The following is a 26,361-nucleotide window of genomic DNA, read 5'->3' on the forward strand; positions in this document are numbered from 1 at the left end:
ATGTTTCCATTGCAACAAATTCTGCATGAGATGGCTGCAGAAAAACTCCGATTATGTCTTACTATTTTAGCGATTGTATGGTCAACCATGTGTATAAGCACCATGTTAGCCACCGGTGAAGGGCTTCGCCAAGGACTTATTAGAAGCACCACCAGCGGTAATGGCGATCTTATTTATGTCACGGGCGGAACAGCCAGTATTACACAAGGGCGTTTCTTTCAAGGCAAAGCATTTGATTTACATTTATCTGACCGCGAGAATTTAGCAACATTACCTGATGTTAAGCGGGTCTCAACCTCTGCTTTATGGGATCAGCCCGTCACAAAAGGCGATCGTTTCGCTTATACTGAAGTGTTAGCGGTTGAAAATAATTACAAAGCAATTAATGATTTAACCTTAGAACCCGGTGGACGCTGGTTTAACCCTACAGATACGAGTGAGCAACGTAAAGTGGTGATTATCGGTAAAGACACCGCTATGACGCTATTTAATGACAAGCCTTATCATTATGGTGATCCTAAAAAACTTGATAATAATCCGATCGGCCAGACACTTAAAATAGGTAATATTGATTTTACCGTCATCGGTATACTTGATGCTCCAAGACGGATAGAACAAGGATCAGAATCAATGTATGCCACTCTGGTTCCTCTGGCAACTTGGCAACGTTTTTTTCCTCAACAACCGATCAATGCCTTTAACGTTGAACCGCAGCCACATACTAATCGAGAACGTTTAGCTGTCACGATTCGTCACGTTTTAGCCAAAAAATATAACGCTAATATCAATGATGAAACACTGGTTCAAACTGATGATATGTTGCTTAATCAAGAATCAATGCGAAATTTTCTGCTCGGTTTACAAACATTTTTAGGCATTATTGGGTTTGTTACGCTGATGGTTGCTGGTATTGGTATTGCCAATGTGATGTATGCCAGCGTTAAGCGTGCTACGCGCGATATTGGTATTCGTATGGCTGTTGGTGCGACTCCCAATAACATTCGCTGTCATTATCTCATTCAAGCGATGCTGACCATGATGATTGGCGGCACAATTGGCTTATGTTTAACAGTCGGATTAATTGCGTTAATCAAAAAAATACCAATGACGAACAGTGAGTTATATATATATCTAGGCAAACCACAACCGGAGTTATCTCTTAGCGTTATGGCTATTGTTGTGGTTGCATTAATTGTTGTTGGTATTGTTGCAGCTTGGTTTCCAGCCAACAAAGCGGCCAGTATCACTCCACTAGAGGCACTACAAAGTGAGTAAAATACCCTCGATTGATTCCAACAATCAGCATCCCTTAGTCTCATTAACTAATATTTGTAAATATTATGGTGAGGGTGAGCACCTTGTTAAAGCACTTGATAATGTTTCTTTGACTATCAATAAAGGTGAGTTTTTATCTATTTTAGGTCCCTCAGGATCAGGAAAATCGACCCTTATGAATATATTGGGGTGTTTAGATATTCCAACTAGCGGTGACTACCAACTCAATAATGAAGATGTTTCAGCCTTAACCAGTCATCAACTGGCTAAAATTAGGAATCATAATATTGGTTTTGTTTTTCAAAGTTTCAATTTATTAGACTATGCCACAGCCCTTGATAATGTTGCCCTCCCTTTAGTGTATCGAGGCACTAAAACCAAGCAACGTCATCAAAAAGCAGCGGCTTTACTTGAACAAGTAGGGTTAGGTGAGCGTATGCATCACAAACCAAATCAACTTTCTGGTGGTCAAAAACAACGGGTCGCTATTGCGCGTGCATTAGTTAATGATCCACAGATAATTTTAGCAGATGAACCTACTGGCGCACTTGATTCTAAATCGGGAGCAGAAATTGAGGCGCTATTTAATGATCTACACCGACAAGGACGAACACTAATTATCGTCACTCATGATGTTAGTTTAGCGGAACGCACTAAGCGAATTATCACCATTAAAGATGGTCAAATCATCGCAGACAAAGCAACTGGCTATCACTCCCAATAGAGCCACATAAAAAAGCGCCAGTATTATTATAATTAACAATACTGGCGCTATTAATAGGTATTTCAATTATAAAAATAAAATACTACCCCACGTGATAACAACCAAAACAAGCGCAACAAATACTGCAGCAGAACCAATATCTTTCGCTCGACCACTCAACTGATGATGTTCAGGCCCAATGCGATCAACGACAGCTTCAATGGCTGAATTGATCAACTCAGCAATAACAACAATAAATAATGAGCTAATCATCATTAATCGTTCAACCTTTGTCACTGGCATAAAAAATGAAACGATCGTCATTATAACTAATAGAATACTTTCTTGACGAAAAGCAGCTTCATTTAACCACGCCGCTTTTAAGCCTTGTACAGAATATCCGGTTGCATTAATGATCCGTTTTAAGCCTGTAGCACCAGGTTTCATGGTTATCTCTCTGTTTTATTATTAAAAGACTTAATGTATGTGTTACTAATGATACATTTTGAACAATGAAATAAAAGTAAAAGAGGACAACAGCCCTCTTTTTAGTTTATTTCTCACTCAATATATTTATTGCTGACACTGGGAGAATATATCTAATTTAGGATCATAAACCTTGGTTTTAACGTCCATCATGCCTAATAACGTATGGAATAAATTATCTTGCGAATAGCCACCAGCTGCCGCTTCTCGTTGTAAACATTGACGGTTTATATGCTGGCTTTGTTGATAAGCTGGCGATAACCATAATATTAACGGCACTGTTGTTTGCTCTTTCGGCGCAATTGAATAAGGAAGCCCATGTAAATAAACCCCATCTTCACCCAGTGATTCACCATGATCAGCCATGTAAATCATTGCTGTATTGGCGTTATGATCATCACTTTTCAACATATCAATCACACTACTTAAAATATGATCGGTATATAAAATAGTATTGTCATAAGTGTTAGTGACCTGCTCTCGGCTACATTCTTGTAAATTACTGGTATTACAGGTTGGTTTAAACACTTTAAATTTCGCTGGGTAACGATCGTTATATGTTGGGCCATGACTACCAATGATATGCAATACAATAAGCGTATCTTGTTTGGCATCATCAATTTGAGCTTGTAAGTTTTTAAGCAAGACTTCATCGTAGCAGGTACCATCGTGACAAAGCTTAGGATCACTATCAGCGTTGATCACAATATGCTTAACGCGATCACACACGCCTTTACAGCCACTATCATTGTCTTTCCAATCAACATCAATACCCGCCCGCTGTAAAATATCCATCGCGGTATCTTGATGGCGAGCAGCTATCGCATTGTAACTCGCTTTGGTCATTACCGAGAACATACAAGGCAATGATACTGCCGTTGCGGTACCACATGATTTTACATTTAAAAAACTGATCACATTACGTTTTGCTAATTCTGGGTTGGTATCACGATCATAACCATTTAATGAATAGTTCATTGAACGTGATGCCTCACCGACAACCATTACCACAACATTATGCTTGCCAGATTGGTGGTTATCTTTGGCATCAATACCTAACTGAGTAAATGGCATTTTTGCTTCAATTAATTGATACTTTGCATAGCGAAATGTTGCTGAAATATAATTGGTTGGGTTAATTAGTGCTTTAATTTCAGAGTGGTTGCGTACCAATGAGGCATAATCTTTATAATAACCCGCCGCAATCACCACAATCACTAAAACTGAAATTATAATACTGATACAACGTGCAATGATCTCTTTTACAACAGAGCGGTAAACAACCTTAATGCGCCATAAGATCGCAATCGGAATAATTGCAATCGCAACAATCCACACCACACCAGCGATAGAGAAGTAACTTCCAGCTTCTGCTGGGTTAGTTTCAAACACATTCACAATCATCCCATAGTCAAAATAGACGCCATAGCTATACATCGCATAGGTGACTAAACTTGAGATAAATATCAGAATCGCAACTAATGGCCGCTGTAGCCACGGCCACAACAGTAAATTAAAAATAATATTGAGTGCGGCGATAATAAACAATGGGATCGTAGCGATAAAAACGCCATCATTAGTGGTATTTTCAGCAAACAGTTCACTTAGATGCTTCCACAAAGCGATGTTTTGAATTGCTGCAAAAAAAACAGCAACTAATAATATATAAGAAGTACTCGTTAAGCGGAATTTCATTACACCGTATTCCTTCGTTAAAGATAAAGTAAACTTTAACCATCAATGACCTAGGGCTGATGATTATGCCTATGAACATATGTAATAGACATGGATCTAAATGAATTGACGCACAAATAAAATGCAAACATAGATTGAAATAATGATAGTCACTTTTTTTATCTTTGCTGAAACTGTTACACTATTGGCAGTAAAGGAGATGACTGTGAATAAACTTCAACCTATTGATAAGCTTGCTTGGCTTCATATAAAACACCGAAAATTATTAGGTGCTCGATCTTACGGAAAAAGCGCTTACTATATTCCAGGAGGGAAACGAGATACTGGTGAGACAGACACTCAGGCATTAGTGCGTGAAATTAAAGAAGAGTTATCGGTGGATCTTATTCCAACATCATTGTGCTATGCCGGCACCTTTCAGGCGCAGGCTCACGGAAAAGAACCTGGCATTATGGTGAAAATGACCTGTTATTATGCTGAATATAACGGTGATTTATTACCCGCATCTGAAATTGAAGAAATTCGATGGCTTACCAGTAACGATACCGACATTAGCTCAACCGTCACCTTAATGATTTTAGCCCAATTAAAAGCACAAGATTTAATTGATTAAAAAAGCGCCAATACAAATCTACACATTCAATAACAACATGTAATTTTGCATTGGCGCAATGTAAAACGGGTACAAGGGGAAAAGTACCCGTTAACAGCGTTATAAACTATAGACTCAAGAATCTATCGCTTCAAAACTATTTTAAAAAGTCATTATAAAGCATGTATAAATGTGCTGAACTCCATGAGAAGTTATTCGCACCTTGCACTGCGCCAGTTTCAGGGTTGTAGTTCTCTTGAATTGGGCGATCAAGGGTTAAGCCTTGTGCATTATTAAATAACTTATTTACCATCTCGTTGGCTTGTGTAGTGTAGCCATAATCAGCCATTCCTTTAACACCAAAGTAGAACTGATCAACCCATACTCGACCACGCCAGTAAATATCTGCACCATAAGCTGGGTTATCTTTTGCAGCCGTACCTAATGGTACTGTGGTATTAAATTTCTCCGTATTCATCATATTCTCAACCACAGCCGCTGCAGTGATACGATTCGCAGCACCATTAAACAGTGGCGACCACCCTTCAGCGCCCATACCACGTTCAACAATCGGATTACCCGCACAGCCATTATTTAATGAGCGAGCTTGTTCTGCATCGATATTAATGTCGTAGTAGAAACCTGTTTCACGATCAAACATACACTGGTTAATATAATCTTTAGTCTCTGCAGCTTTAGCAGTAAACACAGCCGCTTCAGCATCATGACCTAATACCGTCGCAATTTGAGCTAAGTATTTATTATCGCTGTACCAGTATGACGCCTGATCAACCGACTCTTGCATCAGTGAGTAACCAATAACCTCGCCAGAAGCATCTTTGTTCTCACTAAACTTCACCTGCCAATCTTTTTTAGCTAAGTTTAATTTAGCTGTATTTTCGGGATCAGTATTGGCATAAGTCACCGCATCGCCATTCACTGAGTAAGCATTATCGAATCCATGTTGCTTATTAGCATAACGACCTAATTGATCGATAAGTGCAATTTCTTTAACGTCGGTTAAGCCTTGTGCATCCGCTATGGTATCGATAAAGCCAAATACTGCTGCATCATCACGACCAGATTCCCATGAAGCTGCAGTTTGTGCTGGACTACTGATATCAACATACTTACCAGATTCTAATAACGCATTGTATTTCTCGATGCCATACTCAACACGCCAGTCTTTGTCGCCTTCTAACTTATATTTGTAGATCAGCTGACCATCTTTAGTATGTTCAGGATCAACAGCTGCGCCATACTCAGGAATACCATTTTGGTTAGTATCACGTGCTGTTAACCACCAATTATGATATTCCACTAGCTGAGGATACATTTCTTGTAACCAAGCTTGTGCTTCATCAGCGCGGTTATATTTATCTTTCAGGGTTGTGTAAACTTCCCATACCGCCCACGACGCCAGTGATGGTTTAGTATTACGCTCATTCCATGTTTGAGCATCATCAAACTCTGTTAAACCCAGTGCCTCACCACGTTGCTGAGACATGTTCATGCCAACCACATCAAGTAGGTAGCCTTTGTCGTAAGGACGTAGCACATCATCAGACTTCACTTGATGCTCAAACACCGTGCGAATGTTTGCCATTGCCAAATCAGGGTTAAAATGCGCCATCGCATACGCTTGTTTCCAAGTATCCCACGGCCATGTCAAGTTACCAGAGAACCAACGTGCAGTTACCGATGGTGTTACCGTATCATAACTCACCATACCAGCAGGGCTACGCCAGTTACCGGTTAAGGTTTCCATTGCTTTAACAGCAACGCGCTCTTGTTCTGGAGTCGCATTTTTATTAACAAGACCATTGGTTAGGTAGTTTTCCCAACGGGTGGTACTTGCGTTGATGTAATGGATTGGGTTAGCCAAAATATCGTTAACAATCGGCTGTTCTTTCTGCCATTCTGCTGCGGTTAGCGTATGACTAAATACGGTATAAATAGTTTTATTAGCAACAGCACCAATATTAGCCACTGACTGGTATTCTAAACCATTAATATGGGTGTCTGCGGTGATGCTACGCTGAATATTAAATGCCGAATCACCACGAGTACGTACCCACCATGAATCACGCTCTTTGCCAAATTGAAGCTCAATATTACCGTTATTATCCGCCGTCATATCACGGGTGAAATTCGGCAGTTTTTCAGCAACAGTTTCAGGATTTGCAACACCATCTTTCGCATAATAGCCGTCAACCAGTTTACCATTCCAAACTAGATCTATATCAGCACCAGTGTCATTGCTAATCGTGGTTTCAACGATCGAAGAGCGTGAAGAAACAAACTGTAACTTCATTTCAACGTTAATACCGTCAGCGGTCATGGTCTGAATAAGTGCGCCAGGAATACTGTAAGCCGTCGCTTTAAAGTTAACCGGCTGACCATCTTTTAAAATCGACAGCTTATCAAAGTACTCTGCAACCGAAGTGTTATATTCTTCAGCGATCGCGGTTACACCAAAGCCACCCATGTTTTCAGAGCGTTGCTGTAAATCAGGTAGCAAATGACCATGCCAAGCACCATTATCATGCAGTGGTGTATAAGCCATATGGTTACCAGCACTGACTTCAGCTAGATGCTTTGGTGTACCGGTGCGATCGAGAATATTTTGAAATTTCACCGCTACTTGTGGATTTTTCTTTTCTTCGGTTGTGGAATTAGTGTTATCACTATTACAACCTGCGGTGAACATTAACGAGCCAATGGCTGCTGCTAATAAGGTTTTCTTTGCCAACATCTGTTGCTTGATCATTATAAAATCCCCCGATATTTAATGATGTGCCGTATCTTATTATTTTTTGTACAGCTATTTTTTTTAGTCAGAGTTTGAACTCGCACTCTGAGATTGCGGAGGATAATAATGGTAAAAAAGATAACTAAAATTGAAGTTAATCACGTTTGTTATTTTACTAAAATCTAGCCAAAAAAAAGCGGTTACATTTAGATACATTTTCAATGAAGAAATCCATCTTTATATGAAGGCATATCACACCACTAGCACTAGCCTCTCAAGGTATATAACGATCAACTATTGATAATTTACTTAACTAAAAACATCACAACAGATCAAGCTAAAAAAAAGCTGTGATATTAATTCAAAAAAACAGAGCATTCTGAAAAATAATGCGATCTTCTATCCAAAAAAGAGTTCTACTGCAAATAATCCGTATCTGTAACTTTTGTAACACGCACAAGAATGAAATGTAACACGCCACAGACCTTACTTTTTCACCAAAATGTGAAGCTCATCACCGCCGTTTTTAAGCAGAAATAAAAAAAGCACCCTCAGGTGCTTTTTTGGTAACGCTAATAAACAACTAACAACGATTAATCAGCGTCTTTCACTAACGCAATAATTGTCCATCCCGCTTTAACGTCTGCTTTTGATACCACAGTAAATGGATGAATGGTTTCTTTTAAATCAACCGTAAACAAAGGAATAACCAAGCCACTACTGTATTGTTGGTAATAATCATCAATGGTAAAGTTATCGCTAAGTTTAGTATGTTTAATTTCACCACCTTGGTTCATCAAACTGGCTAATTTTTTATAACTAATATCATCACCAAACAACACTGCGCCACTATGAGCTTGAGTCGCTGAGTGTTTTTCTAAACCACTATTATGACGGCGACCATTTAAGCGATAAATATTACGTTGTCCAAAATCGGTTTCATAATGACTTGCCGCAACCGCATTAAAATGTTTATCCGGCGTAAGTGCTAATAAATGACCCACGCCAATCAGATCTAGATATTCGTCAGCATGACTAGAAACCGCATTACCATAATACGTTTCTAACCCCGCCATGCGCGCTGCACGAATATAATCCCAGTTAGAATCTGTCATTACCACGCGACAATCATATTTTTTTAGTGCTAAACCTATTTCTCGAGCAACATCATTGGCACCAACAACCAAAAAGCCTTTTGGTGATGGTTCAGCAACACCAAGTAATCGCGCTATTGGTCGTGCAGTTAGACTTTGTAACACTACCGTACCGATAATCACCATAAATGTCAGTGGCACTAACAACTGAGCACCTGCAACACCGTCTTCCATTAATTTTAGAGCAAACAGTGCTGAAATAGCCGCAGCAACAATACCTCTTGGCGCTACCCATGCTAAAAACAACTTTTCCTTAAAGGCTAATTGGCTAAACATGGTAGAAATAAAGATAGATGCAGGTCTTGCAATTAACTGAATGACGACAAATAACGTGATCGCTCCCCAGCCTAATGCATGAAAATCAGCTAACTCAATACGAGAAGCCAAAATTAAGAATAAGCCTGAAATTAACAAAATAGTCAGGTTTTCTTTAAAATGCAGAATATGGCGAATATCGACATCCTTGGCATTTGCAAGCCACATTCCCATTACCGTTACTGCAAGTAATCCGGCTTCTGATTCCAAAGCATTTGCGCCAGCAAACACACCAAGCACAACAGCGAGTACCGCAAACGGTTGTAAATATTCAGGTAGTAAATGATTACGTAATACATATGCAATCAACCATCCGGCAATGGCACCAATCACCAAACCAACCACCAGCATTAACCCAAACACTGCCAAACTGTGCATTTTGCTGCTAGAAATAATAAATTCGTACACGATCACGACAAATATTGCCCCAATCGGATCAATTAATATGCCTTCCCAACGCAAAATGTTCGCCAATTTCGCTTGAGGTCTTACTGTGCGTAACAGTGGCACGATTACTGTCGGTCCGGTTACTACTGTCATCGAGCCAAATAAGAATGCCAATGACCAGCTAAAATCTAATAAATAGTGTGTCGCAACACTGGTGATGATCCACGTAATGATGGCACCTATAGTTACGATACTTTTAACGTTTTTGCGGACATTTTTTATTTCTGCAAAATTGAGCGTTAAGCTGCCCTCAAATAAAATAACCGCTACTGCTAATGAAATCAGTGGAAACAGTAAATCACCAAAGAGGATATTAGGATTAAATATGCCAGCAACTGGGCCGATAATTAAACCTGCAATAAGTAATAATAAAATTGCTGGTAATTTCATACGCCATGCAAGCCATTGACATCCAAGCCCTAATACTCCGAGGCCTGCAATTGTCAATCCAATCATTTCTTGATGCATAAATGGATACTCTTTTTAAAATTCAATATAAATAGCAACATCATGGTCTAATAGCCTTACATCATTCGCTTAAGACTGCTATTTTATATACTAAACAAACATATTTAACAGCATATAATTACAACTAAATTACATTTATAACACACTATTATTTATTCACTATCAACCATGTAATTTATTAATAATTAACTATGCTCGTTTTTACAACAAAAAAGCCGATGGTCGCTTTATAGAACAAGCATACCATCGGCTTAATAAGGTTAGATTAAGGTGTTACAAATCAATTAGCGCAGTTGACGCGAACGGAAATTACGCCCTTTAATACGGCCTTTTTCTAATTTTTGTAATGCTTCACGCGCCACTTCACGTTTAACCGCAACATAAGCACAGTGATCAAACACATTAATTTTACCAACGTCAGCACCAGCAATGCCTTTATCGCCAGTTAAAGCACCTAAAATATCGCCAGGGCGTACTTTTTGCTTTTTACCGCCATCAATCATTAGAGTGATCATTGCAGGGCGGAACGTTGGTTGATCCAATAAGTTACCAGCAGGTAATGCTTCGCCGTTAATATCACGATCAAGGTAATCTTCAAGTAACTTAACTTTATAATGTTCTTTATCACTAAATAATGAACAAGCAATACCTTTACTACCCGCACGGCCTGTACGACCAATACGGTGAACGTGCACTTCAGTATCTCGTGCTAAATGATAGTTAATCACCATATCTAGGTTATCGATATCCAAACCACGCGCTGCAACATCTGTCGCGACTAAGATTGATTTACTCTTATTAGAGAACAATACCAGAGTACGGTCACGCTCACGCTGCTCTAAATCGCCATGTAGCGCAATAGAACTAAAGCCAAAGTCTTCTAAATCATCTGAAAGTTCTTGTGCTTCACGCTTGGTATTACAGAAAATCACACAAGATTCTGGACGGTGTTGATTCAGTAACAAACGTACTGCATCTAAACGGTCTTCATTGCCACTAACCTTGTAAAAGTGCTGTGAGATACTGCTATCATCATGGCTAGATTCTACTTTTACTTGGACTGGATTTTTCATGATCCGCTTGGCAATTGATGCAATTTGATCAGGATACGTCGCACTAAATAGCAAAGTTTGACGATCACTTGGTGCGACATCAATAATTGCATCTAATGAATCTTGAAAGCCCATCTCTAGCATGCGATCAGCTTCATCAAGCACTAATGTATTTAGCTCATCAAGGCGTAAGAAACCTTTGTGAATATGCTCTTCAATACGACCAGGAGTACCCACAATAATATGCGCACCGTGCTCTAATGAACCAATTTGCGGACCAAAAGGCATACCGCCACATAACGTTAGTACTTTAATGTTATGAATGGCACGCGCTAAACGACGGATCTCTTTAGCAACTTGATCGGCTAATTCACGTGTTGGGCACAATACTAATGTCTGCACGCGAAAACGTTTAACATTAAGGTTATTAAGTAATCCTAAGCCAAACGCTGCGGTTTTACCTGATCCCGTTTTACCTTGAGCAATAACATCTTTGCCGTCAATAATAAGCGGAAGGCTCTGAGCTTGAATAGGTGTCATTGCTTCATAACCCAGTGAGTCTAGGTTGCTCAATAGATCAGAGTGAAGATTTAGGGTAGAAAATGCCGTCTGACTCAAAATGATGTCCTGTAAACGTCAACATACCAGTTTTACCGTTAAATATAGGTATCGATATGTTGTTTAATATAAGGTTGCACGCGGTAACACATGCATAAGGGCTGCGACACTAACAGCTAATGGCTACGCTGACAATGCAATAAATCAACTCGTTCATTTTAGCAAATTAAATATATTTTTGAAAACCGTGTACGGCCACACATTAACAGCGAAATAATGCCCATAAAAATTGACACGACTACGACTAAAAAACAAAATCCACCACTTATACCCTTACCGCAAACATGCACGCCTAAACTGAATATGAAAAAAAATGGATTTACCCTTATTGAGCTTATTGTAGTTATTATTATTCTCGGGATTTTAGCTGTTGTTGCTATGCCTCGTTTTCTCCACACTCAAAAAGATGCCAATAATGCCGCATTAAAAGGCCTAGAAGCTGCAGTTAATTCCGGACTTAAAATGGGTTATAGCAAAATGGCGATTGTCGGATTAGAAAACCAACAATATGTCACTAATGCACCACGAACGGATGGCACAGAATCAACCAATTTACCGTTTCCACAATGTAAAATAGGCATGACTTCATATTGCCAATTTAGTTATGGTTACCCAAGCATCGATAATATGACACTGCATATTTTAGTCGAAAACCTTGGTCAAAATAATACATCCCAATATGGTACTGGATATGATTGGACAACGATTATATCAACAGACAATACCTATTCTCATTCAATGATCATTACCGCAACTAAAAATACAAAACCTAATGGTACTGTTGCTGAATTAAAAACAGACAATTGCTATTTACGTTATTCACCGCCAACAACAGCTGGTGAAAATTACACCCTCAAATTAGTACCTTGTAAATAATCCTCCCACTACCCGACCAAAACCTGGTCGGGTATCATTATTTCCATCACTTAGATTGCTTATTTCCTTAATAAGTAAAGGAAATATCATCAATCACTATGCTATCTATATGTTTGTGTACATTAGTATTAACCGATTTAGTGCAAGTTAAGTTCGCTTTGGCGGCAATTGCACAACCTTAGCTGCTGTGCAATTATGGTATTACGATTTAAAAATCGGTTGTTCACTAGCAGTTATCATTAACGCTATTATTGTTGAGCAGAGCAACAATGATCCCTTTTATATCAGGAAGTAATATTAATGAGTCAACCCGATAACGACCTCATCAAAGCAAATGAAAGCGACTCAAAAAATGAATTTAAAACACTGCAATTTCAAATAACGCGAGTACTTAGTATTACATTCAATGTGATATTAATTTTAGCGCAAATAAAATTATTAAGAACTCACGATATAGATATAAAAACCTATGGTGTCTTCATTTTTTGTAATATCAGTATCTTAGTTAATCTTTTTGCACCAAAGCTAACTAAACTAACCGTGAAGCAAGTCTCGAAATATAGCACTATGACGATGCTTGTGAGTGTGTTTTTATTTATTAGCCAGATATTTGCATAATCTATATAAAAACCGCCTTAATCCTTTAAACATTAAGTGAGTAAGGCGGTTTTTTTATGTATTTTCTTTATTCGCTACCACTCACCAACAAGCAATCGACTTTTGACACCATTAACTTGTAATCCCATCGCTTCAAACACATCATCAAAATTATGACATCCTAACGGTAAATGAGGCAGTGATAATACCGCTTCATCAAAAAAACGTTTTTGCTCTTGTTCGGTTTGCCATGCCAGTTGCCACCAATTAACGATACGCTCTCTCGAATCAATTAAACGGCGTCTTGTCGGCACTCGTGCCCTTTTTTGGTTATTCTCATTTTTACTGGCAGGCAATAAATTCCACTTATCATTATTCGGCCAATAAGCAAACGGTAAGCAATGATCTACCTGATAATCAGGCTGTAAGCGTTTACCACTCCATACACTTTCCAGTTCTACACCGTTTTGCTGTAAAGCGGTAATTTTATAGCGAACACCACGGGTATCATGGCTTTCGTCTATCCATTTTAGACAATCGTAATAGGTTTGTAGCGCAATACCCCGCGCTTCATTTAACTTATAACGACGCATTTCCGCTATCCATTGATTCACGACTAATGGCTCTATCCAGCTGCTATATAAACGCAAACATTCCCATAAGCTTTCATCGAGCACAAAATGGCCAAATTCAGCTAACGCTCCAAGTTCAAGCACAAAGGTATCTTTTGTTGGTACTCTTTCTCGTTCCATCTGAAATAGCGTATTATTTTTAGCCCCTTGATAAATAAAAGTAACAGGGCCATCTTGAATCGTTTTTAAACTATCTCTAATTGCCGTTTGAAGCGCTTTGGCTTCATCACCAACAAACAATGCTCCTATTGATAAATCATCAGCACTAAGATGTGTCAGTTTGTTCCAGCCTTGTGGTTTCACAAAACCTAACCCTTTTTTACTGTCGCTAGTTTGTTGAATACCAGCACCATCGATATCAATATCTATTAGACGTTTAAATTGCCGTATCCAATAAAGAGCAACTAATCCTAGTGGCAAGCGGACTTTATTATCTTCACGGCTACGAACTGCACCAGGGTGTGCATCTGCAATGTGTAAAAGAGTCCGTAATAGCGCCAATTTATAGGTCGCTGATTTAGCGTCATTAACAATAATTTGCCTAACTTTAATTAAATCGCCACTGCCATCATCAGGAAGTTGCATCACAACGGTTTGCCACTGGACGCTGTTACGACCTAATTCATCGGTCTCAAGTTCAGAAATTAAGTTAACTTGCAGGGCATGTTGCTGTGCTAACCGTTCAAGCTCTTCTACACTGACATCATAGGCTTTTCTCGCATCACTAAAATCACCATAACGCAGCGAGATCACAAGCTTTCCACTTGGTGCAAGTAGATTCGATAATTTACGAAAAGCGCGTTTACGGACAGCTGGCGAAAGGTGCATCCAAACAGCAGATAACAAAATACAATCAAAGCGAATCCCAAGCTCAATAATGCTGTTTAGCTCTGGTAATTGATCATCTAGCCAAGTGATCTTATCGACATACTGCTGAGAATATTTTTTACCTTGTTCACGCAGATCATCAGCAGGCTCAATCGCATAAACATCACAATGATGCTTTGCAAACCACAGCGCATCGCGGCCAGCCCCTGCACCGATATCAAGTACTTTTAAAACATGTTTCGATGAACTAGCAGGCCAATGTGCTTGCCAATTGTGATGCACTTGTTCAAAAGTAAGTGACAGATATTGCTCACTCAGAAACAAGGCATTTTGATGATAAAAATCAATGGTTTTTGACATGATGATCAATCGAGAAACAGAATAGATTAATATTACTGCAACTGATTGAAATACTCGATAGGAAATAAAGTAAGTTGCTAAAATATAAAAAAGGAAGAGCAAACTCTTCCTAAGGATTAATAGGCTTTAATATCGAATTTTAACAACATACGAGGTAGTACATCATCTAAATTCTGAACATCGTTATCATTAAGTTCAATTAGATTGAATCCATATTTCGCATACAGTTCTTGTTTGATTTTCTTTCGGTTAGCATATTTAGGATCATCTTCTAATCCCCAAAATTCAATATATACTTTTCCCGTTGGCAGATAAAAATCACAATATAAATCTTCTTCAATAGGCAGTTTTCGCTCATAAGCATGAACAATCCCAGCCATGTAAAGCCAATTATCAATTAACATTTCGGCTTTAGAACGAACATAATGGCCATCAGCTGAGCGATGCTTAGCCTCAAATTTTTGTCTAAAGTTTGATACTGAATTATCGGTACTTTTAACTTCAGCATTAATACCAGTAATTTCATTAACTGAATGTTTTAAACTACTGTTCGTTAGCACTGTTTCATCCCATACCACATAGGGAACACCTGTGCGCGAATCTTCTTTTTGAATACCACCTAATCGAGAGCCTGATTGACTGACTTTCCAACCTTTCACTGCTTTGTTTATCCAGCCAAGTTCATCCAGTATTTGGTTTATCTTTTGTGATGTTAAATTAAAATGAGCACTTATTTGAGTTGCTGATAGTTTTTTACCATCAAATGATGGTGCTGTGATAATTTCTAATTCTCTTGGCCATACAATATACTGTCCAAACTGAGAGGATTGTTTATACTCACCTTGCGCAGCTTTACCAATATCGGTTAACAGCCATTCTTTATTATCACGGGTTATATAACCAGCTTCGGCTAACTCATTAAATAAATTTCTAGCTGCTAAACCTTTTGCTTTCGCTAATTGCGATGTTGATATTTTAGACGTAACTGTTTCCACAACCATACCTAACCATCTAATAAGATTAATTTTAGTTGTAGAAGATTATAAGTAAAAAAACCTCCTCGACTTACTTACGTGATTAATTTTTTAAAAACTTAGATGCATATCAAATAAATTTAAGTAAAAATAAACTTCAAAAATTAACAATAAATTCCGTCGCTACACGGTTATCTCAGTGCCAAAATATAAACTGAAATAGCATCATTATTACGATCTAATTGTAATGAATCATGCAACATATTGGGGATTAATATGTTGCATTAATTCAGATTTAGCGAAAAGTAATTACTGTGTGATTGGGCTAGGGATCTTACAGCGTCAAATAGCGGTTATACACTAAATAATGGCGTCACTCCTGTTTGGTGACATACTTCATTAAGTCGAACTTGAGCCTTTTTAATATTCTCTTTCCAGTGCTCATCCTGTGCCCACATTTCAATAACTAAAGGTACTACACATTCAGTTTCTTTAAGGGTTGTAAAAATCGCTTTAAAGTCAACCTCTCCCTCACCTATCACCAAATCACGGAATTGACCATTGTAGTCAGACGTAACTCGATACGTATCTTTAAGGTGGATTTGCGTGATATGCGGTTTACTTAATTTAAGCTCTGCAACAATATCATAATTCCAACCCGAGATATTTCCAACATCAGGATAAGCAGTAAAGAAAGGTGAGTTGATTTCTCGATTTAAGACTTCAAATTTACTCAATGAATTTAAGTAATCCGTATCCATGATCTCAACTGCGAGCATAACACCAGCACGCTCTGCTAATTGCGCTGAATGTTTCATTCCCTCAATAAAGCGCAGATGCGTAGTTTTGTCTGCTGGCTCATAATAAACATCGTAACCAGCGAGTTGAATCGTACGAATTCCCAATTTATATGCTAAAGCTATCGCTTTTTCCATATGAATGACTGCTTGTTCTCGTACCTTCTGATCAGCAGAACCAAACGGAAATTTACGATGAGCACTCAAACACATCGATTGCAATGGGACTTCATATTGTTCACAAAGTCGACGAAGTGCATATATATCTTCGTCATTCCAATCTAAGCGACTACGGCGTTCATCTGACTCATCTACTGATATTTCAAGGAAATCAAAACCTAATTCTTTGGTTGTTTTTAGCTTATCCTTCCAACTGAATTCATTAGGAAGTGCTTTCTCATAAAGTCCAACCCGATGTCGTAGTAAGTTTTGATACATAAATGCCTCCCTCAGTTCCAGTAGCGATTAATTTGCGCTTTTAGCGCTTCTGCTGTTTCTTGGCCTTTTTCACCAGCAAGTGCGCGACCAGCAATAAACGTTTTTGCTTTAATACCCTCAAATAAATGCAAATCTTCAGGAACAATACCGCCAGTAATCGATAGCTCAAGACCAAGTTCAGATAAAGCGCGCATTTTTACAAGATCTTCATCTGTCCAACCAACACCTGCCAACTCAGCATCACGAGAACGGTGATAAATCGCTTGTGTTACCCCTAAATCAACCCATGCTTGAGCATCTTCCATTGTCCAATTACCATAGATCTCAATTTGAATTTCTCCATCAAACTCATCAGCAACGTTTTTACATGCCTCAATCGTCGCAATGTGAGCCGCAGCTGACACAGTGATCCAATTTGCACCCGCTTCAAATGCCATTCGTGCTAAAATTGCGCCTCCATCTGTTGTTTTCATATCGCATACTAAAATATGATCTGGATGGTTTTTACGTAATGTTGATACCGCTTTCATTCCTTCAGCAAAAGCTAATATCGTCCCAATTTCAATGACATCAACATAACTTTCAACATTATTAGCTACATCAATAGCCGCTGGTAAATTAGTTTGATCAAGTGCAATCTGAATCATTGGTTTAGTCATGGTTTTATCCTTTAATTTTTGACGAGTTAGATGGGCTATGCCATCCTGATTATTATCTGTTTTGCATATCATTTGAGCGTAGGATTTAACGGTATCATCAGCATTCAACATTGCGACACCTAAACCTGCATATCTAATCATTGAGATATCATTGTGGTTATCTCCGATAGCAATCACTTGAGAAGGCTGAAATCCCAAATTAGCGACATACTCAGCCAACAGTTTGCCTTTGCTATTTCCTTTCGCCGCAAAATCAATTCTATTTGACCAAGAGCGTTCGCCATTGAAATTAGCGTTAACCCAAGGGTGGTTCTTAAAGCATTCAATCGAACTCGAATCTCCTTCAACAACAAACTTCCATATATATTCTTCAGTCGCGGCAAGTGCCTTAAAATCATCTATTTGATATATTTTTGGCCGTTGTGATAATGGATATTTCAGAGACCATTCTTTTAGCGTATGCATATAAGTAATGGGATTATCATGTGAATAAACCATAGCATTAGAGGTATACATCACTAATTTCATTTGATGTTCTTTTGCAAGATCAATAAACCTTAAGGCTTGCAGCTTATTAATTGCATTATGCGTTAATACTTGATTAGTCTGATAATCATAAATATAAGTACCATTACAACAAATAATTGGAGCTGTTAATCCTAGCTCTAAATAATAAGGATAAGCTGCGGTATGATGGCGCCCTGTCACAATTACAACATGATACTTTTTACTTATTTCTTGAATTGCTACTTTTACATTTGGATGAATTGTATGATTATCTGTTAAAACTGTACCATCAAGGTCTAATGCCAATAATTTATACATCATAATTACCGTTGACCATAATAAGCATTCTTACCATGCTTACGTAAATAGTGTTTATCTGAAAGCTCTTGTTGAATTTTAATCCCGCTATTTAAACTTCGAGTCGCTAATGCCATTGCTGCAACTTCTTCTAGCACAACTGCATTATGGACGGCATCTAATGCATTTTTTCCCCAAGAAAATGGAGCATGACCGGAGACAATGACACTTGGTATTGCTTTAGGATCAATATTACGATGTTGAAACTCTTCAATAATAACAAGGCCAGTATTTCGCTCATATTCACCGTTAATTTCTTGATGCGTTAAATTACGAGTACAAGGAATGTCACCATAAAAATAATCAGCATGCGTTGTGCCAAGAGCTGGAATATCAATACCTGCCTGTGCCCATATTGTTGCACTACGTGAGTGCGTATGAACGACTCCTCCAATATGTTCAAAGGCTTTATATAATTCAATATGTGTTGCAGTATCGCTCGATGGATTTAAATCACCCTCGACAATTTCACCATTAAGATCAACAACGACAATATCATTTAACTTCATTAATTCATATTCAACCCCAGAAGGCTTTATTGCTATAACGCCTAAATCACGATCGATTTCAGATACATTACCCCAAGTAAAAGTTACTAAACCATATTTAGGTAAGGTTAAATTTGCATTAAGTACGCGTTGCTTTAAGTTTTGATATTTTAATTGCATGATAGATTCTCCGGAATAAAGAGAATAAGCCTTCCCTTTATTCCTTTTGAGCTTAAATTTATTGAGCGTTATCTTGTGCTAATTGAATGAGTGCTAATAACTCTTCCTCATTTTTACAGGCGCGCACTTTCGAGAAGTCTTCATCAAATTCAATAAGGTTAGCAACCTGCATCGTACCTTCAATATGTTCATCCATATCTTTACCAGCAAGAGTAACCAGCACATCAACAGGTTCATCTACGCCATCAAACATCACTCCTTTTTCTAAAACTGTCATTGCAAAACCAGTGTTGATAACACCATCTTCTGGACGACAATGAGGTAATGCAAAATTATCATGTATACAAATATAAGGACCTTGAGTAGTAACTGCAGAAATAATGGCATCATAATATTGTGGCTCGACAATATTCGCTTTAATTAAAGCATCAGTGCCTAACTTAATTGCTTCTTGCCAAGTATTTGCTTTCGCATTAATAATTACACTATTGTTCTCAATTAATGATTGCTTAAAATTCATTATTTTTTCCTTTAATATTTATATAAATTTTATTTCTAATATTTACCAATAGAAAATACTACCAATCAAACATATATCGTTTATTAAATACGGTTATATATAAATCTATTGATTTTAATGTGTTAACTAAGGGCAGAATTTAAATATTAACGTCTCTAATTCGCTGCCAAATGTATTTACCATAATCATATTCTTAACTGATAAATGATATTTATTTTCTGGTAGTTCAGCGATGCCATTGGCTAAAGCAACGGAAGTGACAACAATATCAAAACTATCTATTTTTGATTTATGATCTGTAATTGCACAGTTGCTCGTTGTATTAGCAATACCTTTTTTATCTAAATATTGTTTGATTTTTTTTGAACACATCATCGATGATCCCATACCTGAACCACAGCAAACGAGTATACGAATAGGTCTATTTAACGCTTTATTTGAATTAGGTGACGGTTCAGCTTTTAATGTTACCTCAAACCCCTCTGGTGTCACGGCTGTAAGTTGTTGCGCTTTTTCGCCATCTTCTTCTGCGCGTAATTCTTTCGATGCGAAAATCATATATATGATTGATAGCGCCACCACCACGTAAAAGAAAATCGCTGATAGAGAAATACCCTGCATGATTGGTGGGAAGATCAACGCCCAGTCAGCCATCCCCATCCATGCATGAAAAGGCGTTCCATTAACTTCAAAAATATGGACAGCCCAAGCAGAACCAAAGACTTCAATTAATCCCATGACAAAACAAATCTTCATTACCGCTTTCCAGCCACCGTAATGGTTTGCATAAACACCTATCGCAGCGTTTGAGAAGAACATCGGAATAAAGCCAGGAATAATCATAATTGACGTATTCATAAACAGCATAGCGATGACTGCTGTAAATTGACCCAGAGCCCCCCATAAAAAGCCAAATACCATTGAGTTAGGTGAATAAGCATAGATAGCGGCACAATCGATCGCTGGAACAGCATTAGGAATTAAACGCTGGGATATACCATTAAATGATTCTGATAATTCGCTAACAAACATACGAACGCCTGTTACGATTATTTGAATAGCAACCGCAAACTTTAAACCTGTTTCAAATATATAAATAGCCCAATTGGTTTTTCCCGCCATTTGTTGCAACGTATCAAAACCAAAAGAAAGTAAAATAATACCGAAAAAAAGCGTCATGATTATTGTAGTAGATGCAATAGAATCATGAAATATATGTAGAAATTTAGGCAATTTTAAATTATCAACAGAATCATTCTTATCACCTAGCTTTGGTGCAATCTTTGTCGCAATCCAACAAGCAAATTGCTGCTGATGACCAATTGAAAAACCTGCATTATCTGTAATTTCTTGGGTAGCTTTAAATATAATATTTGATGATATTGAAAAATAGAGCGCTGTGAGAATAGAGGAATAAATAATAGTCTCCCACATTGATGCTCCAAGAACATAATAAAATACAGCAATCAACCCTGCTTCTTGAAACATAATATGCCCAGTCAACATGATTGTTCTTACACCAGTAAAGCGTCTAAAAATCACCATAATAATATTAATAGCAAGTGCAAGTAATACAGTATAACCAACCCATGAGTAACTATTACCCATCGTTTCCATGGTGGTCATCATGGTTGTATAAGGATCGGCAACGGAACCTGTAATTCCATAAACTTGGCTCATTTTTTCAATAACAGGCTTAAAACCTGATACCAATGTACCTGCACCCACTTCAAGAATCATGAAACCAATAATTGTTTTTAATGTTCCGGCAATAACGGTCGTTTTATCTTTTTTTAATAACAGGTAACCAATACAAGTAACTAAGCCTAATAATAAGGGGGCTTTTGTCATTATTTGGCTGTAAAAAATATAGAAAATACTATACACAGTTTCCATATATTGGCTCCTCTCGTCATCGTAATTAAATAGGTTGCTAGTTAACGAATCGTCATTAGCAATTAGAATTCACAAACACGCTACCACTCACAAATACTCATTCAATGACCAGATTTGATTAATGTGACATTCATCAACAACAAGTTAAAAATGAGTAATTTCCGTGATAAAGATCTAATTTCATGGGATTACGCTAAGTTTAAACGGGTTTATTGATACCAATCAAGAATACAATACACAGGGAGAATGATTTAAAAAACACATTGACAATCATAAAATAATCACGTGTAATCATAAACGCTCACTTAGGGGCGATAGCAATAATACGCTGAGTACTATCAATAAGTGGTAAACTACTGTCTTGTTAGTAAATAAACGCCTCAAGGTAAGGGTTATTAGAATGAACGAAGTACAAAGACATAAAGCAATTTTATCGCTATTAAATACCAGAGGATCCGTTACCGTTCAGATGATCATTGATAACTTTGATATCTCGCCAGCTACAGCGAGACGAGATATCGCTAAGTTAAATGAGCAAAAAAAATTAGTAAAAATAAGAAATGGTGCAGAGCGAATTGAAAACAAACCACAGGATAATTGGTCGCCATTATCAACAGAGTTATTTTCTAATAGCCAAAGCCTTGATGAAAAAGCCTTAATTGCTGTAAGAGCCGCAACATTAGTAGAACAAGGCGATAGTGTCGTTATTAACTGTGGCTCAACTGCTTTTTTATTAGGTCATGAGTTAGCTGGGCAAGATATACAAATTGTCACTAATTACTATCCATTAGCTCGATACTTAATTGAACAAGGACATGACGATTTAGTTATTACTGGTGGTCAGTACAACAAAGAAAAAAGTATTTTCCTTAATACTGTTTCTGAAGTGTTAAGTAATTATTCAGTGCAATGGATGTTTACCAGTGGCAAAGGACTAACAGCAGAAGGTTTATATAAGAACGACATGATTAGTGCTGTTTCAGAACAACAAATGTTGAAACATATTAACAAATTAGTCGCTGTTGTTGATAGTTCTAAAATAAATCAAAAAGCTGGCTTTCTTTTTTGTAACGCAACACAAATAGATTACTTAATTACTGGAAAAAATGCCGATCAAAATACAATTAAGGCATTGGAGCAACAAGGCGTAGAAATTATTTTAGTTTAATATATAGAGGAATATTTATGAGTAACGTAAACGAAATCACTAGAGAATCATGGATCCTAAATACATTTCCTGAATGGGGAACTTGGTTAAATGAAGAGATCGAACAAACGGAAGTTAAGCCAAATACTTTCTCAATGTGGTGGCTTGGTTGTACGGGTACTTGGGTAAAGTCTGAAGGCAATACAAATATTTCTATTGATTTTTGGTGCGGCACCGGAAAGAAAACACAAAAAGTACAAAAAATGAAAAATCAGCATCAAATGATGCGCATGGGAGGTGTAGAAGCACTACAACCAAATTTACGTACTGCTATTTTTCCCTTAGATCCATTTGCGATAAAAGAAATTGATGCTGTTTTAGCATCTCATGATCACGGTGATCATATTGATATTAATGTTGCAGCTGCTGTATTGAAAAACTGTGGCGACCATGTGAAATTTATCGGTCCTAAAGCTTGTGTAAAATTATGGACATCATGGGGCGTACCGCAAGAGCGCTGCATCGTTGCAAAAGTTGGTGATACTATTGCCATAGGTGACATCGAAATTGATATTCTTGACGCATTCGATCGTACCGCCTTAGTTACCCTTCCTGAAGGTACATCATCAACAGATAAAAGTATTCTCGATGGTATGAATGATCGTGCTGTTAACTACTTGATTAAAACAACTGGTGGTAACTTATACCATTCAGGTGACTCACATTATTCTAATTATTATGCAAAGCATGGTAATGACTATCAAATTGATGTTGCACTTCTTTCTTACGGAGAAAACCCTCGCGGCGTAACAGATAAAATGACCTCATCTGATATTTTACGTGCAGGTGAAGCATTAGATTGTAATGTCGTTATTCCATTCCACCATGATATTTGGGCGAATTTCCAAAACGATCCTCGCGAAATTGAAGTTCTCTGGAATATGAAAAAAGAACGTCTTCAATATAAGTTCGCACCTTTCTTTTGGCAAGTTGGCGGCAAATATACTTACCCAACAGATAAAGGCCGCATGCATTATCAACACTTCCGTGGCTTTGCTGATATATTTAAAAATGAACCAGAATTACCATATCGTGCATTCTTATAATAAGTAAAAAGTTAACAACAGCATAAATAAAAAGGCCGCTTAATAAATCGGCGGCCTTTTCACCGTTGACTATCAAGCTTCATATATCAGTCTTAAGCAGAACCAAGAAATTTCAGCTACCGCATGATTTAAGCAATTTCCCTTTCTCGACATACTTTGCGTGCACGAATTATTATATCTGATCTCGACAATCTTAATGCTGATCCTAGTCCCATACCTTTTATTCCTAAAACCTCAAACTTTCGAAAACTCACTCCTCGAACCTTGCCCCTAAGACCTCGACCCCTCGAAAACTTACTCCTCGAACCTTGCCCCTAAGACCTCGACTCCTCGAAAACTCACTCCTCGAACCTTGCCCCTAAAACCTCAAACCTTCGAAAACTTACTCCTCGAAACCTCGAAACCTCGCCCCTGCTTTTTTTAATTATTACCAAACCGTAACAATCTTTTTCATTTTTAGTGTATTGTTGTTTTTGGTGTAATTATTGATAATAGTCTCATCGAAACGCAGACGGCGTTGACAAACAATGATAAAGATAAGGTTATACAACTCATGAAAACAGTTATTAAAGCAATTATCGCTACCGCTATTATCGCCACTTCTTACACTGCATCAGCACGTGATGGCGCATTTACCGGTAACGTTAGTTTCAATAACCAAGCGAATAATGCTGTTGTAGCCAGCCACTACGCTGTCAACGGTACTGCTGATAAATCACATTCAGGGATTGTGGTAACAAACAAAAACAGCCACATGAGCTTTAATGAAAAACTATTATCAGCCGCTGATAAATAATTAACTCACTGTTTTTGTTATTAAATCATCTTCATCAAATCGTTTTACCCTGTTTTTAATTATTATCTATTTCGTAAAAGTGTTTTGGTATTAGCCTCTATTGTTACTTAAATGATAGGGCGTAGAATGACGTTATTGAAGCACACAGCAACACTAAAATCGGTAAGGATATACATTTCTCCTCCAGTATATCCCTCAACGTAAACTCAAATTCAGACTTATGGCTAACGCAGTAAGTCACTATAAATTAATAAATAATTATCGGAGTTTTACTATGAGCAATGTATTTTACATGCCACCTGTAACCTTAATGGGTCCTAACGCTATTCAATCTTTAGGTGCTGAACTTGCATCAAAAGAGCTGAAAAAAGCCCTTATCGTAACAGACAGTGTATTAGTTGAAGTGGGTTTAGTTAGCAAGCTAACAGATGAGCTAAAAGCTCATAACTTAGATTTTGTTATCTATGATGGTGTACAGCCAAACCCAACCGAGAAAAACATTGAAGATGGCCTTGCGCTTCTTGCACAAAGCAATGCTGATTTTGTGATTTCATTTGGTGGTGGTTCTTCTCACGATACCGCTAAAGGTATCGCATTGGTGGCAGCGAACGGTGGTCACATTCGTGATTACTCTAAAGGTGTGCATCTATCTAAGAAGCCACAACTTCCATTGGTAACCGTGAACACAACAGCAGGTACTGCTTCAGAAATGACAGTATTTGCCATCATCACTAACCAAGAAGATGAAACCAAATACCCAGTGGTTGATAAGCACTTCACGCCAATTATTGCAGTGAACGATTCAGAGCTAATGGTAGCAATGCCTAAGTTCCTAACCGCTGCAACCGGTATGGATGCATTAACGCACGCGGTTGAAGCCTATATTTCAACAGCTGCAACCCCAATCACTGATGCATCAGCAATCAAAGCGATTGAGTTGATTGTAAACAACCTAGAAACCGCTGTGAACGACGGTCAAAATCGCGCAGCACGTGATGCAATGCAGTACGGCGAGTACCTTGCTGGTATGGCATTCTCTAATGCTTCTTTAGGTTACGTTCACTCAATGGCGCACCAATTAGGGGGTGTTTACGACCTGGCTCACGGCCTATGTAACGCTATCCTATTGGCAGAAGTTTCGCGCTTTAATGCCAAACAAGTACCAGAGCGTTTTGTTGATATCGCCAAAGCTATGGGTATCGACACTGCAGCAATGACCCAAGAGCAAGCAGTAAATGCTGCCCTTGAAGCGATTGATGCACTCTCTGAAAAGGTGGGTACCAAGCAACGCCTAGCTGATTTGGGTGTCACTGAAGATAAGCTAGCGTTCATGGCGCAAAACGCTCTAAACGATGCGTGTTCTTTAACCAACCCACGCAAAGCGAGCCTAGAAGAAATCGTTAATATCTTCAAAGCACGCATGTAATACGCACCACCCTACAAAAAGGCTGGGGAAAAATTCCCAGCCATTATTATAAAAAGAAGGACAAATCCAATGACGACATTAACTGAAAAGCCAGGTATCTCGCTGATCAAAGCTGGCACGTTTAAGCTAAACGACCTAAGCAAATTGCTAGAAGTTGAAGGCCTAAAAAGCGACATGGCTGAAGTTGCTGTTACTAACAACAGTGCGCCATTGACGATTG

At 38.0% G+C, this 26,361-nt stretch carries 20 protein-coding genes and 1 pseudogene; 8 read left to right on the forward strand and 13 right to left on the reverse strand.

All coding sequences use genetic code 11. From position 1 onward, the window contains the following. Window positions 1-1,275 (forward strand): ABC transporter permease, encoded by a 1,275-nt coding sequence (locus PMAL9190_RS12070; RefSeq protein ID WP_087845415.1) that lies wholly within the window; start codon window positions 1-3, stop codon window positions 1,273-1,275. Next, window positions 1,268-1,999, forward strand: a complete 732-nt coding sequence (locus PMAL9190_RS12075; RefSeq protein ID WP_087845416.1) for an ABC transporter ATP-binding protein — start codon at window positions 1,268-1,270, stop codon at window positions 1,997-1,999. Before PMAL9190_RS12070 ends, PMAL9190_RS12075 begins: the two co-directional genes overlap by 8 nt. Window positions 2,000-2,065: 66 nt before the next feature. Here the strand turns inward: PMAL9190_RS12075 and PMAL9190_RS12080 are convergent, their stop codons facing one another. Both PMAL9190_RS12080 and eptA read right to left on the reverse strand, forming a co-directional pair. Then, window positions 2,066-2,425, reverse strand: a complete 360-nt coding sequence (locus PMAL9190_RS12080) for a diacylglycerol kinase (RefSeq protein WP_087845417.1) — start codon at window positions 2,423-2,425, stop codon at window positions 2,066-2,068. Between the two features lie 126 nt (window positions 2,426-2,551). Continuing rightward, window positions 2,552-4,159 (reverse strand): phosphoethanolamine transferase EptA, encoded by a 1,608-nt coding sequence (gene eptA, locus PMAL9190_RS12085; protein ID WP_087845418.1) that lies wholly within the window; start codon window positions 4,157-4,159, stop codon window positions 2,552-2,554. Window positions 4,160-4,358: 199 nt separating this feature from the next. Between eptA and PMAL9190_RS12090 the strand changes: the two genes are divergently transcribed. Beyond that, window positions 4,359-4,772, forward strand: a complete 414-nt coding sequence (locus PMAL9190_RS12090; protein ID WP_087845442.1) for an NUDIX hydrolase — start codon at window positions 4,359-4,361, stop codon at window positions 4,770-4,772. A gap of 136 nt (window positions 4,773-4,908) precedes the next feature. Here the strand turns inward: PMAL9190_RS12090 and ygjK are convergent, their stop codons facing one another. The 3 genes from ygjK to dbpA form a co-directional block, all read right to left on the reverse strand. Next, window positions 4,909-7,506 carry an alpha-glucosidase gene (gene ygjK / locus PMAL9190_RS12095; protein WP_200813417.1) on the reverse strand — a complete coding sequence of 866 codons (2,598 nt, stop codon included), beginning with the start codon at window positions 7,504-7,506 and terminating at the stop codon, window positions 4,909-4,911. A gap of 590 nt (window positions 7,507-8,096) precedes the next feature. Continuing rightward, window positions 8,097-9,887: a cation:proton antiporter gene (locus PMAL9190_RS12100; RefSeq protein ID WP_087845420.1), complete on the reverse strand. Its 1,791-nt coding sequence runs from the start codon at window positions 9,885-9,887 to the stop codon at window positions 8,097-8,099. A gap of 284 nt (window positions 9,888-10,171) precedes the next feature. Further along, a complete protein-coding gene (gene dbpA, locus PMAL9190_RS12105) occupies window positions 10,172-11,557 on the reverse strand; it encodes an ATP-dependent RNA helicase DbpA (RefSeq protein WP_087845421.1) in 1,386 nt (461 codons plus the stop codon). 216 nt (window positions 11,558-11,773) lie between these two features. Here dbpA and PMAL9190_RS20495 point away from each other — a divergent pair, with 216 nt between their 5' ends. After that, complete coding sequence (locus PMAL9190_RS20495) at window positions 11,774-12,433, forward strand: prepilin-type N-terminal cleavage/methylation domain-containing protein (RefSeq protein ID WP_087845422.1); 660 nt, start codon at window positions 11,774-11,776, stop codon at window positions 12,431-12,433. Between the two features lie 692 nt (window positions 12,434-13,125). Here the strand turns inward: PMAL9190_RS20495 and PMAL9190_RS12120 are convergent. The 8 genes and pseudogenes from PMAL9190_RS12120 to PMAL9190_RS12155 all read right to left on the reverse strand — a co-directional run bounded on the left by PMAL9190_RS12120 (window position 13,126) and on the right by PMAL9190_RS12155 (window position 21,666). Beyond that, window positions 13,126-14,850, reverse strand: coding sequence for a class I SAM-dependent methyltransferase (locus PMAL9190_RS12120; RefSeq protein ID WP_087845424.1), 1,725 nt, complete (start codon window positions 14,848-14,850; stop codon window positions 13,126-13,128). A gap of 116 nt (window positions 14,851-14,966) precedes the next feature. After that, complete coding sequence (locus PMAL9190_RS12125) at window positions 14,967-15,845, reverse strand: glycerol kinase (protein WP_235004357.1); 879 nt, start codon at window positions 15,843-15,845, stop codon at window positions 14,967-14,969. Window positions 15,846-16,177: 332 nt separating this feature from the next. Further along, on the reverse strand, window positions 16,178-17,059 hold the full coding sequence (locus PMAL9190_RS12130) for an L-ribulose-5-phosphate 3-epimerase (RefSeq protein ID WP_087845426.1): 882 nt from the start codon (window positions 17,057-17,059) through the stop codon (window positions 16,178-16,180). An 11-nt stretch (window positions 17,060-17,070) separates the two neighbouring features. Then, entirely contained in the window at window positions 17,071-17,718 is a 648-nt protein-coding gene (locus tag PMAL9190_RS12135) for a 3-keto-L-gulonate-6-phosphate decarboxylase UlaD (RefSeq protein WP_087845443.1), read from the reverse strand. Window positions 17,719-17,727: 9 nt separating this feature from the next. After that, window positions 17,728-18,543 (reverse strand): annotated as a pseudogene (locus tag PMAL9190_RS12140) (Cof-type HAD-IIB family hydrolase); the annotation flags it as partial. 5 nt (window positions 18,544-18,548) lie between these two features. Beyond that, window positions 18,549-19,250, reverse strand: coding sequence for an L-ribulose-5-phosphate 4-epimerase (locus tag PMAL9190_RS12145; RefSeq protein WP_087845427.1), 702 nt, complete (start codon window positions 19,248-19,250; stop codon window positions 18,549-18,551). 58 nt (window positions 19,251-19,308) lie between these two features. After that, window positions 19,309-19,770: a PTS sugar transporter subunit IIA gene (locus PMAL9190_RS12150; protein WP_087845428.1), complete on the reverse strand. Its 462-nt coding sequence runs from the start codon at window positions 19,768-19,770 to the stop codon at window positions 19,309-19,311. Between the two features lie 126 nt (window positions 19,771-19,896). Beyond that, on the reverse strand, window positions 19,897-21,666 hold the full coding sequence (locus PMAL9190_RS12155) for a PTS ascorbate-specific subunit IIBC (RefSeq protein WP_087845429.1): 1,770 nt from the start codon (window positions 21,664-21,666) through the stop codon (window positions 19,897-19,899). A 400-nt stretch (window positions 21,667-22,066) separates the two neighbouring features. Between PMAL9190_RS12155 and ulaR the strand changes: the two genes are divergently transcribed. The 4 genes from ulaR to PMAL9190_RS12175 all read left to right on the forward strand — a co-directional run bounded on the left by ulaR (window position 22,067) and on the right by PMAL9190_RS12175 (window position 26,141). Then, on the forward strand, window positions 22,067-22,834 hold the full coding sequence (ulaR, locus tag PMAL9190_RS12160) for an HTH-type transcriptional regulator UlaR (protein ID WP_087845430.1): 768 nt from the start codon (window positions 22,067-22,069) through the stop codon (window positions 22,832-22,834). 17 nt (window positions 22,835-22,851) lie between these two features. After that, window positions 22,852-23,919: an L-ascorbate 6-phosphate lactonase gene (ulaG, locus tag PMAL9190_RS12165; protein WP_087845431.1), complete on the forward strand. Its 1,068-nt coding sequence runs from the start codon at window positions 22,852-22,854 to the stop codon at window positions 23,917-23,919. A gap of 553 nt (window positions 23,920-24,472) precedes the next feature. Beyond that, window positions 24,473-24,715, forward strand: coding sequence for a hypothetical protein (locus PMAL9190_RS12170; RefSeq protein WP_087821346.1), 243 nt, complete (start codon window positions 24,473-24,475; stop codon window positions 24,713-24,715). Between the two features lie 274 nt (window positions 24,716-24,989). Beyond that, complete coding sequence (locus PMAL9190_RS12175) at window positions 24,990-26,141, forward strand: iron-containing alcohol dehydrogenase (RefSeq protein WP_087845432.1); 1,152 nt, start codon at window positions 24,990-24,992, stop codon at window positions 26,139-26,141. Window positions 26,142-26,361 lie beyond the last annotated feature (220 nt).

Source organism: Photobacterium malacitanum (assembly GCF_900185615.1).
GTDB lineage: Bacteria > Pseudomonadota > Gammaproteobacteria > Enterobacterales > Vibrionaceae > Photobacterium > Photobacterium malacitanum.

Excerpts from the sequence above, each read along its gene's own strand:
- PMAL9190_RS12155 (WP_087845429.1), bottom strand. The coding sequence starts at position 21,666 with ATGGAAACTGTGTATAGTATTTTCTATATTTTTTACAGCCAAATAATG.
- ygjK (WP_200813417.1), bottom strand. The coding sequence starts at position 7,506 with ATGTTGGCAAAGAAAACCTTATTAGCAGCAGCCATTGGCTCGTTAATG.
- PMAL9190_RS12130 (WP_087845426.1), bottom strand. The coding sequence starts at position 17,059 with ATGTATCAAAACTTACTACGACATCGGGTTGGACTTTATGAGAAAGCA.
- PMAL9190_RS12090 (WP_087845442.1), top strand. The coding sequence starts at position 4,359 with ATGACTGTGAATAAACTTCAACCTATTGATAAGCTTGCTTGGCTTCAT.
- ulaG (WP_087845431.1), top strand. The coding sequence starts at position 22,852 with ATGAGTAACGTAAACGAAATCACTAGAGAATCATGGATCCTAAATACA.
- PMAL9190_RS12080 (WP_087845417.1), bottom strand. The coding sequence starts at position 2,425 with ATGAAACCTGGTGCTACAGGCTTAAAACGGATCATTAATGCAACCGGA.
- PMAL9190_RS12175 (WP_087845432.1), top strand. The coding sequence starts at position 24,990 with ATGAGCAATGTATTTTACATGCCACCTGTAACCTTAATGGGTCCTAAC.
- PMAL9190_RS12150 (WP_087845428.1), bottom strand. The coding sequence starts at position 19,770 with ATGAATTTTAAGCAATCATTAATTGAGAACAATAGTGTAATTATTAAT.
- PMAL9190_RS12100 (WP_087845420.1), bottom strand. The coding sequence starts at position 9,887 with ATGCATCAAGAAATGATTGGATTGACAATTGCAGGCCTCGGAGTATTA.
- PMAL9190_RS12120 (WP_087845424.1), bottom strand. The coding sequence starts at position 14,850 with ATGTCAAAAACCATTGATTTTTATCATCAAAATGCCTTGTTTCTGAGT.
- PMAL9190_RS12170 (WP_087821346.1), top strand. The coding sequence starts at position 24,473 with ATGAAAACAGTTATTAAAGCAATTATCGCTACCGCTATTATCGCCACT.
- PMAL9190_RS12145 (WP_087845427.1), bottom strand. The coding sequence starts at position 19,250 with ATGCAATTAAAATATCAAAACTTAAAGCAACGCGTACTTAATGCAAAT.
- PMAL9190_RS12135 (WP_087845443.1), bottom strand. The coding sequence starts at position 17,718 with ATGACTAAACCAATGATTCAGATTGCACTTGATCAAACTAATTTACCA.
- eptA (WP_087845418.1), bottom strand. The coding sequence starts at position 4,159 with ATGAAATTCCGCTTAACGAGTACTTCTTATATATTATTAGTTGCTGTT.
- PMAL9190_RS12070 (WP_087845415.1), top strand. The coding sequence starts at position 1 with ATGTTTCCATTGCAACAAATTCTGCATGAGATGGCTGCAGAAAAACTC.
- PMAL9190_RS20495 (WP_087845422.1), top strand. The coding sequence starts at position 11,774 with ATGCCCATAAAAATTGACACGACTACGACTAAAAAACAAAATCCACCA.
- ulaR (WP_087845430.1), top strand. The coding sequence starts at position 22,067 with ATGAACGAAGTACAAAGACATAAAGCAATTTTATCGCTATTAAATACC.